Origin of the sequence: Parapedobacter deserti, assembly GCF_042646065.1 — a bacterium.
GTDB lineage: Bacteria > Bacteroidota > Bacteroidia > Sphingobacteriales > Sphingobacteriaceae > Parapedobacter > Parapedobacter deserti.
Window position 1 is genome coordinate 241,144 of record NZ_JBHRTA010000022.1, and the last position, 14,032, is coordinate 255,175.

Genomic DNA, 14,032 nt, shown 5'->3' on the forward strand with positions numbered 1-14,032 from the left:
ACTTGGGGATGATGACTCAAACGGAAAACTACCAAACGGTTAAAAAAATTTTCGAGGCTTATCTGGAAAACAAGAGCTTGCGCAAGACACCCGAGCGCTATGCGATTCTGGAAGAAATTTATTCGCGCAACGACCATTTCGATGTGGAATCCTTGTATATCCACATGAAGAATAAAAAATACCGGGTAAGCCGGGCTACGGTGTACAACACATTGGAGCTGCTGGTTTCGTGTGATTTGGTGACCAAGCACCAATTTGGCAAAAACATGGCGCAGTTTGAGAAGTCATACGGTTATAAACAGCACGACCATATCATCTGCATCGAATGCGGCAAAGTGGTCGAGTTCTGCGATCCCCGCATTCACCAGATACAGTCGATGATGGCCGAGCTCTTGAAGTTTGACATCAAGCACCATTCCCTAAACCTGTATGGCGTATGCAGTGATTGTTCGGGCAAAAAGGGCGAAATTAACAAAGCATCTTCCAAATTCAGGGAATTAGCTGAAACTCATTAAGTTCCATTTACCGTACAGCGTTACACACGCATCCGGCAGGCCGACCATGCCGTAGCTTTCACTTTTAAAAGTCGGAGAATATCAAAATAATGTTAGATTTGCCTCGCGAATTGGTAATCCAATGATTCATTTTTTTCAATGCTGATTTAAACTATGCAAGTTGACGTGCTTTTGGGCCTGCAGTGGGGCGACGAGGGGAAAGGTAAGATTGTCGATGTACTCTGTCCGACGTATGATCTGATAGCCCGGTTTCAAGGTGGCCCGAACGCTGGGCATACCCTGGAATTTGATGGGCAGAAATATATACTGAATACCATCCCTTCAGGTATCTTTCACAAAGATACGCTCAATCTCATTGGCAATGGGGTGGTGATCGATCCGATTATCCTAAAAAGGGAACTCGATGCCCTTAAAGCGAACGGGTTTGACCCGGTGGCGGCCGGAAAGCTGGTCATTGCCCGAAAGGCCCACCTGATCCTTCCGACCCACCAGCTGCTCGATGCGGCGTCCGAGAGCAGAATGGGTGCCGGCAAGATTGGTTCCACACTGAAGGGTATCGGCCCGACGTACATGGACAAGACCGGGCGAAATGGCTTACGTGTTGGAGACACCACATTGCCCGATTTTGAAGAACGCTATCAACGGCTAGTAGAAAAACACAAGTCCATCCTTTCGCATTATGGGGAAATCCCTGACTTCAGCGAGCGTGAGCAGGCCTTTTTGGAAGCTGTGGAATTTCTTAAAGCCATACCGCATGTAGACAGCGAGCACCTGGTCAATCAATACCTTCACGAGGGCAAGCGTATACTCGCCGAGGGCGCGCAGGGTACCCTGCTGGATATCGACTTCGGCTCTTATCCTTTTGTGACTTCTTCCAACACAACCGCCGCCGGTGCCTGCACCGGCTTGGGCGTAGCGCCGGCGAAAATCGGGCGCGTCATCGGCATTTTCAAGGCCTATTGCACACGCGTGGGGGGTGGCCCCTTTCCCACGGAATTAGCGGACGACACCGGCGAACGGCTCCGCCAATTGGGCCACGAGTTTGGTGCCACAACCGGCCGTGCCCGCCGTACCGGATGGATAGACCTTCCTGCACTTAAGTATGCCATTATGCTCAACGGCGTTACCGAATTGGTGATGACCAAAGCAGACGTGCTCAGCGGATTTGAAACCATCAACGTATGTACGCATTACATCCAAAACGGCGAGAAGATCGACTACATGCCCTACGACATTGTGTCGATCAAACCCGAGCCGGTATACGAGCAGCTGAATGGGTGGAATAAGGATCTGTGCGGGATTACCGACAAACAGCAGATACCGCAGACGCTGCAAGATTACATCGATTTCCTGGAGCGCCATCTGGGCGTACCGATCAAATACCTTTCCGTGGGCCCGGATCGAAAGCAAACCTTGCAATTGAGCTAACCAGCGTCGCGCCATGGTTTCGTTAGCATGCCATCTGGACGACAGCGATACGTTCATCCAAAAAGCGTTGCAATGGGCGGCGCAGTTTGAGAACGTCTGCTACCTGGATTCCAATGGCTACCGCGATAATTACGGCAATATTGACGTGTTTATTGCCGTCGGTGCGACGGCTTCCTTCACCTCGGATGGCCGTGACACCTTTGCCAAGCTGCAAGACTTTATCGATAGCCATCCGAATACCTGGATTCCGGGATTCCTGGGCTATGACCTGAAAAATGAGACTGAAGACCTGACTTCCCAGCACCCTGACCGTACCGGATTCCCGGATGCTTATTTTTTCGTGCCCGCGTACACCTTGCTCATCGGCCGGTACAATGCCGAAATCAAGGGGGCGGACCCACAGGCTGTCATCCAACAGATCGAGGATACGGAAATCACAGATGAACCGGTAGGATTCAGTGGACATTTAAAATATCGGATGAACCGGTCCGCCTATTTCTCCGCGTTTGCCGGCCTGCAGCAGCATATCCGCAAAGGGGACATCTATGAAGTCAACCTATGCCAGGAGTTTTTCGCTGAGCAAGTATCGCTCAATCCGTTGAGCGCATACCGGCGCCTCAACGAGGTCTCTCCTACCCCCTTCTCGTGCTTTTTTAAGTTTGGCGAGAAATATATCCTTTCCGCATCACCCGAACGGTTTTTGTCCAAGAACGGCGACACCCTGCTTTCCCAGCCGATAAAAGGGACCGCACCCCGTGGCGAAACCGCCGATAAGGACGAGCTGCTGAAAGCGGCCCTGGCCGCCAGCCCAAAAGAGATCAGCGAGAACATCATGATTGTCGATCTCGTAAGGAATGACCTTACCCGCAGCGCCCGGCCCGGCACGGTAAAAGCTTCGGAGCTTTTGCAGATACATAGTTTCAAACAGGTACATCAACTGGTTTCAACCATTACCTGTCAGATACGAGAAGGAATGAGCGCGACAGCGACCATACGCAATACCTTTCCGCCCGGATCGATGACCGGTGCGCCGAAAATAAGCGCCATGAAACTGATTGACAGCTATGAAAACAGCCGCAGGGGTGTGTATTCCGGTGCATTGGGGTATTTCAGTCCGCAGGGAAATTATGACTTCAGCGTGGTCATTCGGACCATGGTCTATAATGCCGAGACCGGCTACCTATCCTTCCATACGGGTGGGGCAATAACGGACAGTGCCGACGCCGAGGAGGAATATAACGAGTGCCTGTTAAAAGGGAAAGCGCTATTTGAAGTGCTTAAGGGTCAATAATCAACTATTAACCACCCTTCCAACAATTACTTTCACCATCTTATCGTAGTCAAGGTACGTATTGGCAATACGGCGGAGCTCTTCTGGCGTAATGGTATTGACAACCGTTGTGTAATACGCATAATATTCCAAGCCGAGCCCCGAAAAATGCACATTTTTAAACTTGTCCGCATGTGAAAACACGTTTTCCAAACTACCCAGCATCGCTCCCATCATGTAATTCTTGACCAGGGCCAACTCGGCCTCCGCCACCGGCTCATTCCGGAGCACATCGATTTCCTTCTCGATTTCAGCAAGCGTAGACGCGGTAACATCCACCCCCACTTCCGAGCCAATGGTAAAAAACGCACCGTGTTTCAGCGAAACAACCCCCGATCCGATCGTGTACGTATAACCCTTGTCTTCCCGGATATTAGCCATCAGCCGGGAGCCAAAGTAGCCGCCCAGCAGGGTGTTGAGCACTTGCAATCCCGGGAAATCCGGATGCGAACGCGGGATGGTCTGATATCCCAGCCGGATAGCGGATTGCAGCGCATCCGAGCGCTCGTCGACAATGGATCGCCCCGTCGGCGGTTCAAAAGACGGCGCTGTGTCAATAAAAGGTGGCTCCCCACCCCCCTGCCACTCATCGCCAAACAATTGCCGCAGCACCGCAATAACATCGGCTGTTACCCTGCCCGATACGATCAGCGTACAGTTTGAAGGGGCGTACTGCCGTCTGAACAATGTCAGCAGCGCATCCCTGGTGATCGCGTCGTAGTCGGCCACCTCCGGCACAAAACCGTAGCGGGTATCACCGAAAAGCGCCTTGTTAAGGAGTCTGCGTGCAACAAAGGCATTCTTTTTCAGTGATACCTGTAGCTTCTGTTTGTTGTTACGCACATACGTATCCAGTTCCTTTTGGGGGAACACCGAATGGGTAAGAATATCCTTCACCAGCGGTAGGAGGTGTTTCAGGTGTTTATTGAGTGAATACAGCGTCAGCGCCGACTGATCGTAGCCGAATTCGGGAACCAGGAACGCTCCGTGGAAGTCGACCATTTCCGCAATCTGTTTACTGGTATGCGTAGGCGTGCCCTCGAGCAGCAGCTCACAGACCGTGGTATTAAGCAGCGTATGGTCTTCCTGGGCGAAAACATTGCCCATGATCCACTCGATGCGCACCAGGTCCTGATCGCCCCTATTAAAAATAAAAACCTCCAAACCATTGGGAAACGTGAGCTTTTCAGGTTCGATCAAATCGAAACCGGTTATTGGCTGATGGGCAGGGTTAAGTGTTCGGTTAAGCATGTGGAGTGGCAAGGTAAATAAGGGTTGACGAATTCTCTTTCCTAAACAGTTGCTGAGCCTGACACTGGATATCGGAAGCCGAAATACGCAGGTAGCGGTCTACCTCGTGGTTAAACGTTTCCGCATCGCCCAGCAGCTCAAAATACGCAAGATTCATGGCCTTGTCCAGAATTGCCAGTTCGGCGAAGACCATTGTAGACTCCATGCGGTTTTTCACCTTCTGTAGCTCATAGGGCTCGACGTGCTCGGCTTTCAGCATTTCCAATTGCGTCCATATCGCCTGCTCAGCCAATTCAACGGGCACACCGGGAAGCGGCTTGCTTTCAATCACAAATAAATTAGCGTCTAAATTGCCGGTCTGATAGGCCTTTATATCGCTGAATAATTCCTCTTCCTTCACCAGCCGGCGGTAAAGGCGCGAAGAGGCCCCTTGCGACAGGAGGTCAGAAATCAAATCCATCGCATAGTATCCATCATCAAGCCGCGCCGGGCCGTGAAAAGCCATGTAAATACTATTAAGCGGCACGTCGGCATGCACCACTTCCCTACGGGCCTCCGTTTGCTCCGGTTCCTGTGGCAGCTGGCGCTCCTGCTTTTTCCGGGCAGGCGGAATCGGGCCGAACCATTTCTCTGCGAGCTGAGCCACCGCTGCGGTTTCCACGTTTCCCGCCACCACCAGAATGGCATTATCTGGCGTATAGTGTGCTTCGAAGAATGCGCGTACATCCTTCATTCTGGCCTCCTCGATGTGCGCGAGCGCTTTGCCGATGGTTGCCCACCGATACGGGTGCACCTTATACGCCAGCGGGCGTAACCGCAGCCAAGCATCACCATAAGGCTGGTTGAGATAGCGCTGTTTAAACTCCTCACACACCACATTGCGCTGCACCTCAAGGCTCTTCTCATTGAATGCCAAACCCAGCATGCGGTCGCTCTCCAGCCAGAACGCGGTTTCGAGGTTGACCGCAGGGAGGGTGATGTAGTAATTGGTGATATCATTGGAAGTAAACGCGTTGTTTTGCCCCCCTACCATCTGCAGCGGCGAATCATAGTCGGCGATATTGACCGAACCGCCGAACATCAGGTGTTCAAAGAGGTGAGCAAAACCCGTCTGATCCGGGTGTTCATCCCTTGCTCCGACATCATACAGCAAATTGACAACAGCCATGGGCGTGGCAGTATCTTCGTGCACCAGCACCCGTAAACCATTGTCCAGTGTAAATCGATTGAATGTTACCATCCGTAATCTAAATAAAAGTAAGTTATGACTATCGGGACAACCAATCTATTCCCTGTTTCAGCATTGACAGCGTATGCGCTTCGGCACTTCCCGGTGCCGGCTTAGCATCATACGCCCACTGTGCATGCGGCGGTAGGCTCATCAATATGGACTCAATGCGGCCGTTGGTTTCCAGCCCGAACTTTGTCCCGGCATCGTACACCAGGTTGAACTCCACATAACGCCCCCGCCGCAGGTGCTGCCACCGTATATTTTCCTCCGTAAAGTCCCTTTGCCGGTTTCTGTTTACCAGTTCCGCATAGATTGGGACAAACGCATTGCCCAAAGCACAGGAAAAATCAAAAATTTCCTCCCATGACAATGAGGTCTTCTCCGGTGTTAGCCGGTCATAAAAGATGCCGCCGATGCCACGGGTCTCCTGGCGGTGCTTAATGTAAAAGTAGCGGTCAGCGATGGCTTTGAAGTTCGGATAAAATAGCGGGTCAAAACCGTCGCATACACGTTTGAGCTCGCCATGGAAAAAAGCCGCATCATCGAGATCAATGTAGTGCGGTGTGAGGTCAATCCCTCCTCCAAACCACCTTACCTGGTCATTCAGCTCAAAATAGCGAATATTCATATGAATGATGGGCACAAAGGGATTACCGGGGTGTATGACAATGGAAACGCCCGTTGCGAAGAAGTTTGATTCGTCCACGCCAAACGCCTCTTTCACGGCATCCGGAAGGGCGCCATGTACCGCCGAAAAGTTGACACCGCCCTTCTCGATGACCGCCCCATCTTGAATGATCCGGGTGCGGCCGCCACCACCCCCATCGCGCTGCCACAGTTCCTCAACAAAGGAACCCTTTCCATCCAATGCTTCCAGCCCTTTGCATATTCCATCCTGAATGTGCCGGTACCGATCGGCGATATCTTCTTTATGCATTTTCGTCCTATTTACCGTTTCCCCTCAATACCCCAAGGCCGTGTCGTCCCCCCGGGGGTCAGCGCCACCCTGCAGGCGTCCATCCGGCAACACCAGTACCGCGTCTACCCTGCCGATGCTGCTCCGGTCTACCAATTTGTAGCCTGTAGCAGACAGGGAGCGGCGCACCTGCTCGCTTACCGCCGCTTTTTCAAGCGCTACTTCATCCGGCAACCATTGGTGATGGAATCTCGGCGCTTCAACCGCGTCCTGAATGCCCATCCCGAAATCCACAACGTTGAGGATCGTTTGGAACACCGATGTCATGATGGTCGATCCGCCGGGTGTACCCACCACCATAAACAATTTACCATCCTTCTCCAGAATAGTAGGCGTCATGGAGCTGAGCATCCGCTTACCCGGCTCAATGGCATTAGCTGCGCCACCGATCAAGCCATACATGTTGGGTGCACCCGGTTTAACCGAAAAGTCATCCATCTCGTTATTCAACAAGAACCCCGCACCCGCCACGACGACGTGCGATCCATATGACCCGTTGATGGTTGTGGTAATCGCTACGGCGTTGCCTTCCTGGTCAACAATTGAAAAGTGCGTTGTTTCCTCATGTTCGGCATCAGGCAAGCCGCCGGCGTGGATATCGCTGCTGAATGAAGCATGGCTGAAGTTCATGTTGCCCATCCGCCCGGCATTATACGCCGAATCGATCAGCATGGCCTGAGGCACGTCATAAAAATCGGGGTCACCCAGGTGCGTTGCCCGGTCGGCATACACCCTGCGCTCGGCCTCAATCATCACGCGCATCGTCGAATCCTGCTGGAATCCCCACTTGGACAGCGGATAGGCCTCCACCGATTTCAGCAGGGAGATCAATGCGATTCCGCCGCTCGAAGGAGGGGGCATGGATACAACACGGTATCCTCGGTAGGTAGCAGCCACCGGTTCCCGCCATTTCGCTTCGTAGTTCCTTAAGTCGTCGTAGCTGATGATGCCGTTTCCGCTGGCCATCTCTTCGACGATCCGATCGGCGGTTTCGCCTTCGTAGAAGCCGGCACGGCCCTTCTCGCCGATCAATGACAGCGTGTGAGCCAGCTCCGTCTGCACCAGCGTATCCCCGGCTTTCCACTCCGTTTCCTTCACCAGTGCCGTTCCCTCAGGGTTGTGCTGTTGAAAGCTTTCTTTCCTGCTGTTGAGCTCCTTTGCCTGCATTTCGGTAATCGGGAAGCCTTGTTGTGCCAAGCGAATAGCGGGCTGTAACAGCGCGGGCCAGTCCAGCTTGCCATGCGCCTGATGCGCTTTGACCATACCATCCACGACACCCGGCACGCCGGACGCCAGCTGCCCGCGAAGGCTAAGCGCTGTAATGGGATTTCCAGCTTCGTCCAGGTACATATCCCTGGTGGCCGCTGCCGGTGCCGCCTCCCTGAAGTCCAGCGCGGTGAATCCGCCGTTTGCGCTCCGGTGCACCATAAACCCGCCGCCGCCGATGTTGCCCGCATTAGGATATACAACGGCAAGGGCAAATTGCACCGCCACGGCGGCGTCTACGGCATTGCCGCCGTCTTTGAGTACCTGCAATCCTACGGCTGATGCCTCCGGATGCGCAGTCACCACCACGCCGTTGGCATACGATGGCGGAGATTGATCCTGTTTAACAATGCCGCAAGATGCAATGCAAAGGGCAAAAAACAGCGACAGCAAACGGTAAGGTAACGCTTTTCTTTTCATATGTTAGGTTAATTTATCAGCAAGGGATTTCATTTCAAGGACAGGCGACCGGTGTTGATACAGCACATTGTACACCGCATTGCAAATCGGCAGATCGATGCCATATTTAAGGCAGATCTGCTGAATGCAGTTGGAAGCATAATACCCCTCAGCCACCATATTCATTTCCAGCTGCGCCGATTTTGCGGAATATCCTTTACCGATCATGTTCCCAAACGTGCGGTTACGGCTGAACTGTGAATACGCGGTGACGAGCAGATCACCTAAATATGCCGATTCCTTGATATCACGTTGGATGGGGTGCACGGTATTTACAAAGTCGGCCATTTCCCGGATCGCGTTGGACACCAATACCGCCTGGAAATTATCACCAAACCCCACACCGTGGCAAATGCCACCGGCTACCGCATAGATGTTTTTAAGCACCGCCGCATACTCGGTTCCATAGATATCGTCAGACACGATGGTTTTGATGTAACGGGTGCAGATTAACGACGCCACCAGGGCCGCCACGTCGGTATCCTGGGAAGCAACGGTGAGGTACGACAGTTTCTCAGATGATACTTCCTCCGCATGGCAGGGACCACCGATCACCGCTATGCGGCCTATAGGTACCTGATAGTACTCTTGCAAGTAGTCACCGACGATCTGGTTTTCGTCGGGTATGATTCCTTTGATAGCAGACACGACGATTTTGTCTTTCAGTGCCTCACGCGGCACGCCCTTCAATGCGTCTTTCAGAAACGCTGCCGGTGTATTGAGAATCAGGATACCAGCATGCGAAACAACAGTGCGGACGTCTGTTTGGATGTGGCGTTTGGGTATTTTGGTGGTAATAGCACTCAGGTAGTTAGGATTATGCTTATACGTGCGGATATGCTCAGCGGTCTCTTTGTTGCGCACCCACCAGTACACCGATTTATCGACCCTGTTGTCATCCAACATTTTAATCATGGCGGTTGCCCAACTGCCGCTTCCCACTACTCCGATCGTTTGCTTCATAACATCCATAACTCAACTATCCGATAATGATTAATTGGCGCAAGCCGGACCTCCGCAATGGCCGGCCCTAACAAAAAAGCCCCTCAATTTGGAATCAAGAGGCTCGTTGGTACGCCAATCAGGATTCGAACCTGAGACCGACGGTTTAGAAAACCGTTGCTCTATCCAGCTGAGCTATTGGCGCGCTTTGCGGGGGCAAATTTAGCTAAAAATGTCAAGACAAACAATAAATTAATCGTATGAGTTTGATGAAACACTGTCGGCCGATTACCGCAAGTATGGCCGTACAAAGAACACACAGCCAGTGAGGGCTTTCGCTTAGCCCTTGGGTATCTTATAAGCCACGGCATTCATGTTCACTCCCGCACCCATTGAAGCAAATACAACTACGCTTCCATGCTGTAGGACCTGATTAACGAATTTTCCTTTGTACATCAAGTCATACAACGTAGGCAATGTGGCCACGGAGCTGTTCCCGAGCCATGATATCGTCATTGGCATAATATCTACCGGCGAGGAATCATGGTCATACAATTCAAACAAGCTCTTCAGGATGGCCACATCCATCTTTTCATTTGCCTGATGGATCAGCACTTTATTGATGTCCGTGACCGATAGGCCCGCTTGGTCAAGGCACTCCTTTATGGTTTGTGGCACAGCCTTCAATGCATACTCATACAGTTTGCGGCCATTCATTTTCAGGAACAGGTGGTCATGGGCGTAGTGGGGATTGTAAGACTTGTCCATGCGCAGTACATAAGCCAGGTCAGCGGCGTAAGACTTAGCGGTGTGGGCCAATATGCCAATGGGTGTATCGCTTTCCCTTGCTTCCAGGATAACAGCCCCGGCACCATCGGCGTAGATCATGCTATCCCTGTCGTGCGGGTCGCTGATCCTGGACAGCGTTTCAGCTCCGATGACCAATACCCGTTTGGCATTACCTGCGCGGATATAATAATCAGCCTGAATAAGCCCTTGCAGCCAACCTGCGCAGCCAAAGGGCAAATCATAGGCAACAGTTGCCGGGTTTGTGATAGTTAGCCGATGTTTGACACGCGATGCCAGTGCCGGCACGAACTCACTTCTGCGATTGTCAGCCTTTATGTCGCCAAAATTATGAGCAACAATAATGTAGTCCAGTGTTTCTGCGTCGATCCCGGCAGACGCCAACGCATCCTCTGCGGCGAAGCCGGCAATGTCGGATGCCACCAGGTCATCAGTCACGTACCTTCTTTCCTGAATGCCGGTAATACGGCCAAACTGCTGGATAATCTCCGCATTCGTTTTTTTCAGCCTGTTGCCGTCATTGTCATAAAAGGCGTGTTCGAGAAAATCATCGTTCAGTATTTTTCTCGTCGGAATATAACTACCGCTTCCAACAATCACGGCATAAGTCGAACTATCCATTATTTTTATATTATAAGAACTATTGTTTTCCAAGAAGCTTTAGCATTTTCGCATGCAGGAGAAGGGCTTTCATGAACGTTTCCTGCTCGTAGTAAGGCAGGCCGAATTCCTGGGTCGTCGATTTGACAATCGGCGCAATTTTGGGATAATGAACATGGCAGATTCCCGTAAACAGGTGGTGTTCTATCTGAAAATTAAGTCCGCCAATAAACCAGGTTAAGATTCGGTTATTCCGGGCAAAGTTAGTCGTGTTTCCCAATTCATGAACTGCCCAGCTATCTTCCATCCGGCTTTTCCCCTCCGATTCGACAGGTGCCGCAAAGGCGGAGGTTTCCATGATGTGCGATGGCTGGAAAACACAGGAGAGGAATAAACCCGCCGTGAAATGCATAAGCAGAAATCCAGCCAATACCAGGTACCAAGGCATACCAGAAAATAAAATCGGCAAGACCAATATATATGCGTAGTAAAACAGCTTGTACATTGTAATACGGAATAAGGCCTGTCCAAGGGACACCCTTTGTTTGACCAGCAGGTCATGCTGTTTATAACGTACAACCTGAAGATAATCCTTTGCCGTCATCCAGAAAAGCGTCATGTTCATATAAAAAAACCAGGCGTAAAGATACTGATACCGATGAAACCAATACCAGGGCTGGCGCGGGGAAAAGCGTAACAATTTAATACTGCTGATGTCATCATCTAAGCCAGCAATGTTGGTGTAGGTATGATGTAAAAGATTATGCTGGATCTTCCATGTCACGGAATACCCCCCCACAATTTCCAAGATGTGCCCGATTAAGCTGTTCACTTTCTTATTTGGTGAATAAGTCCCATGATTGGCATCGTGCATGACTGAAGTCCCGATACCTACCATTCCCCACCCCATTAAGAACCACAACGTAAAATACAGCCAATAATTGCCGGCTGCCTTGCCCGTGACCATTAATATATAAGGCGCAACGTAAAGCAGCAGCATAAAGAACGTCTTTACCCACATTGCTGTATTTGCATAGGGAGAAATATGATTGTTTTTGAAATAAGCTGCAACCCTTCCGGTTACAGTCTCATAAAAGCTATCCGCACCTCTGGGCGCAAAGCGTACGATAGGTAACTTTTCGGCTTTCATCTAAACAACGTTCTAAATTGCATATCGCCTTAAAAAAAACAAGCTTATTAAAACTTTGTTTAGTGAAAAATTACTTTGACGCAGCACCTATCGATGCTTGCACCTGAATCTGTCAGCCAACGCAGTTATGGTAATAGGCGTAAAGTGCAGGAACATTACCCGAGCAGATGATGGGGATAGCCCCTGACAACAGGTCCTCGTCCCAATCCCACCAGCTAATCGCTAAGAGCATTGCGATGTCCTGATCGCTGAATCGCTTTTTTATAACCCTGGCTGGGTTGCCGCCGACGATGGCATAGGGTTCCGCGTCTTTTGTAACCAAGGCCCGGCTCCCGATCACTGCCCCATTGCCGATGCGGACACCGGGCATAATCATTGCCTCACTTCCGATCCATACATCGTTTCCAACAACAGTATTCCCCGCGTTGGCAAATCCGTCGATGGCACCGTTGAATGCTTCGACCTCGGGCATGTAGTGAAATGGGAAGCTGGATATCCAATCGTGCCGATGGCCTTGGTTGCCGGCCATGATAAAACTGACGCCGCTTCCGATCGAACAGAACGCCCCGATAATCAGCTGGTCTACATCACTCCGGTCGGGAAACAAATATCGGGCACAGTCATCAAACGGATGCCCATGGTAGTAGCCCGAATAGTAGGAATACTTTCCGGCAATAATATTCGGATTGGTAATATGGTCTTTTATGATTTTGCCCTTAAATGGACTTTCAAAGAAGTTTTTCATCTCAATATAGCTAAAAATTAACAAATATAACCCTGGAACAGCCGGTTGACTATTCGATCACTGTCTATTTGTGCTTTGCTAATCTGAGATTTTCATGAAGCAAATTTAGCTAAAATCATCTTTAACCGCATACACTTCATTTAGGATTGGCATACCTTTTATTTACCCCTTTGGCAAGCAATTGGTAAAGAATTGGTATACCTTTGGTAAAGCTTTGGTAAGAAAATGGTAAAGAACTGGTAAGCAACTGGTAAAGCCGAGGTAAGGAAATGGTAATCGAAGACTAAGGCAGGACTAAGCAAATGGTAACCGAAGCACCCACGAGCCACCCTCGTGCAGACCCCAACGGTCGAACACGACCGACATTCCGATATGGCCCTCGAACCTGGAGATCTGGCGGTACGCGTAGTTATTTTTGCGTGGAGATGAGTAATTTCTTCTTTTTTTTCGTCTTATCCATATACAGCTTGGCGATCACGATAATTATTGCGGCTAAGCATTAAAGGCGCCAGGCGTAAAAAAGGAGCAATGGAAAAACTGACAGAACAATCATCCCGGTACACAGACCTCGAAAAGCAATCGGTCGGCACGTTGCTGCGACAGATCAATCAGGAAGACAACCAGGTTGCCTTGGCGGTTCAGCAGGCTCTCCCGCAAATCGAGGCATTCGTTGAAGCTGTTGTGCCGCGCATGGAGAAAGGCGGGCGACTGGTATACATCGGGGCAGGCACAAGCGGGCGGTTAGGTGTGCTCGATGCTTCGGAATGCCCCCCTACGTTTGGCGTGCCTGCAGACCGGGTGATGGGTATCCTTGCAGGAGGCGACGAGGCCATCCGGAAGCCGGTGGAGTTTGCTGAAGACAACGTGGAGCAGGCTTGGAAAGATCTGACGGCGATTGCCATCCATGAACGGGATACCTTATTCGCCATTGCTGCATCGGGTAGCACGCCGTATACACTCGGCGCCTTGCAACAGGCCAACCGCCATGGTCTACTTACCGGATGTTTGGTTTGCAATGCCCATACACCCATGGCCGCGGAAGCAACCTATCCGATCGCTGTGCTGACCGGACCGGAATTGATCACCGGCTCCACCCGCATGAAGGCCGGTACGGCCCAAAAAATGGTATTAAACATGATCAGCACCACCGTCATGATCCGCTTGGGCAGGGTTAAAGGAAACAAGATGGTGGATATGCAGCTGTCTAATTACAAACTAAAGCAGCGCGGCATCACCATGTTGATGGAAGAAAAGGGATTGGATAGTCAGTCAGCCGGGCGGTTGATTGACCGCTACGGCAATGTACGCCGAGCATTGGAAGCGACATAGACA

12 protein-coding genes and 1 tRNA gene are annotated in these 14,032 nt (G+C 51.0%); 4 read left to right on the top strand and 9 right to left on the bottom strand.

From position 1 onward, the window contains the following. Positions 1-11 precede the first annotated feature (11 nt). From ACFOET_RS07840 to ACFOET_RS07850, 3 genes are all read left to right on the top strand, one after another. Complete coding sequence (locus tag ACFOET_RS07840; protein WP_379021368.1) at positions 12-515, top strand: Fur family transcriptional regulator; 504 nt, start codon at positions 12-14, stop codon at positions 513-515. A 153-nt stretch (positions 516-668) separates the two neighbouring features. After that, positions 669-1,943: an adenylosuccinate synthase gene (locus ACFOET_RS07845; protein ID WP_379021288.1), complete on the top strand. Its 1,275-nt coding sequence runs from the start codon at positions 669-671 to the stop codon at positions 1,941-1,943. A 13-nt stretch (positions 1,944-1,956) separates the two neighbouring features. Beyond that, complete coding sequence (locus ACFOET_RS07850) at positions 1,957-3,234, top strand: anthranilate synthase component I family protein (RefSeq protein ID WP_379021290.1); 1,278 nt, start codon at positions 1,957-1,959, stop codon at positions 3,232-3,234. Here the strand turns inward: ACFOET_RS07850 and ACFOET_RS07855 are convergent, their stop codons facing one another. From ACFOET_RS07855 to catB, 9 genes are all read right to left on the bottom strand, one after another. Continuing rightward, positions 3,235-4,524 carry a M16 family metallopeptidase gene (locus ACFOET_RS07855; RefSeq protein ID WP_379021292.1) on the bottom strand — a complete coding sequence of 430 codons (1,290 nt, stop codon included), beginning with the start codon at positions 4,522-4,524 and terminating at the stop codon, positions 3,235-3,237. After that, positions 4,517-5,764, bottom strand: a complete 1,248-nt coding sequence (locus ACFOET_RS07860) for a M16 family metallopeptidase (protein ID WP_379021294.1) — start codon at positions 5,762-5,764, stop codon at positions 4,517-4,519. Before ACFOET_RS07860 ends, ACFOET_RS07855 begins: the two co-directional genes overlap by 8 nt. Before the next feature lie 28 nt (positions 5,765-5,792). After that, the gene (hemF, locus tag ACFOET_RS07865) at positions 5,793-6,692 is read right to left on the bottom strand and encodes an oxygen-dependent coproporphyrinogen oxidase (RefSeq protein ID WP_379021296.1); all 900 of its coding nucleotides are present in this window, start codon (positions 6,690-6,692) and stop codon (positions 5,793-5,795) included. Positions 6,693-6,716: 24 nt separating this feature from the next. Beyond that, entirely contained in the window at positions 6,717-8,417 is a 1,701-nt protein-coding gene (gene ggt / locus ACFOET_RS07870) for a gamma-glutamyltransferase (protein WP_379021298.1), read from the bottom strand. Between the two features lie 3 nt (positions 8,418-8,420). Further along, on the bottom strand, positions 8,421-9,419 hold the full coding sequence (locus ACFOET_RS07875; RefSeq protein WP_379021300.1) for an NAD(P)H-dependent glycerol-3-phosphate dehydrogenase: 999 nt from the start codon (positions 9,417-9,419) through the stop codon (positions 8,421-8,423). Positions 9,420-9,526: 107 nt separating this feature from the next. Continuing rightward, positions 9,527-9,603 (bottom strand) — tRNA-Arg (locus tag ACFOET_RS07880). Positions 9,604-9,737: 134 nt separating this feature from the next. Next, positions 9,738-10,826 (bottom strand): 3-oxoacyl-ACP synthase III family protein, encoded by a 1,089-nt coding sequence (locus tag ACFOET_RS07885; protein ID WP_379021302.1) that lies wholly within the window; start codon positions 10,824-10,826, stop codon positions 9,738-9,740. A 19-nt stretch (positions 10,827-10,845) separates the two neighbouring features. Beyond that, on the bottom strand, positions 10,846-11,955 hold the full coding sequence (locus ACFOET_RS07890) for a fatty acid desaturase family protein (protein WP_379021304.1): 1,110 nt from the start codon (positions 11,953-11,955) through the stop codon (positions 10,846-10,848). Between the two features lie 112 nt (positions 11,956-12,067). After that, the gene (catB, locus tag ACFOET_RS07895; protein WP_379021306.1) at positions 12,068-12,700 is read right to left on the bottom strand and encodes a type B chloramphenicol O-acetyltransferase; all 633 of its coding nucleotides are present in this window, start codon (positions 12,698-12,700) and stop codon (positions 12,068-12,070) included. Between the two features lie 528 nt (positions 12,701-13,228). Between catB and murQ the strand changes: the two genes are divergently transcribed. After that, positions 13,229-14,029 carry an N-acetylmuramic acid 6-phosphate etherase gene (gene murQ, locus ACFOET_RS07900; RefSeq protein ID WP_379021308.1) on the top strand — a complete coding sequence of 267 codons (801 nt, stop codon included), beginning with the start codon at positions 13,229-13,231 and terminating at the stop codon, positions 14,027-14,029. Positions 14,030-14,032 lie beyond the last annotated feature (3 nt).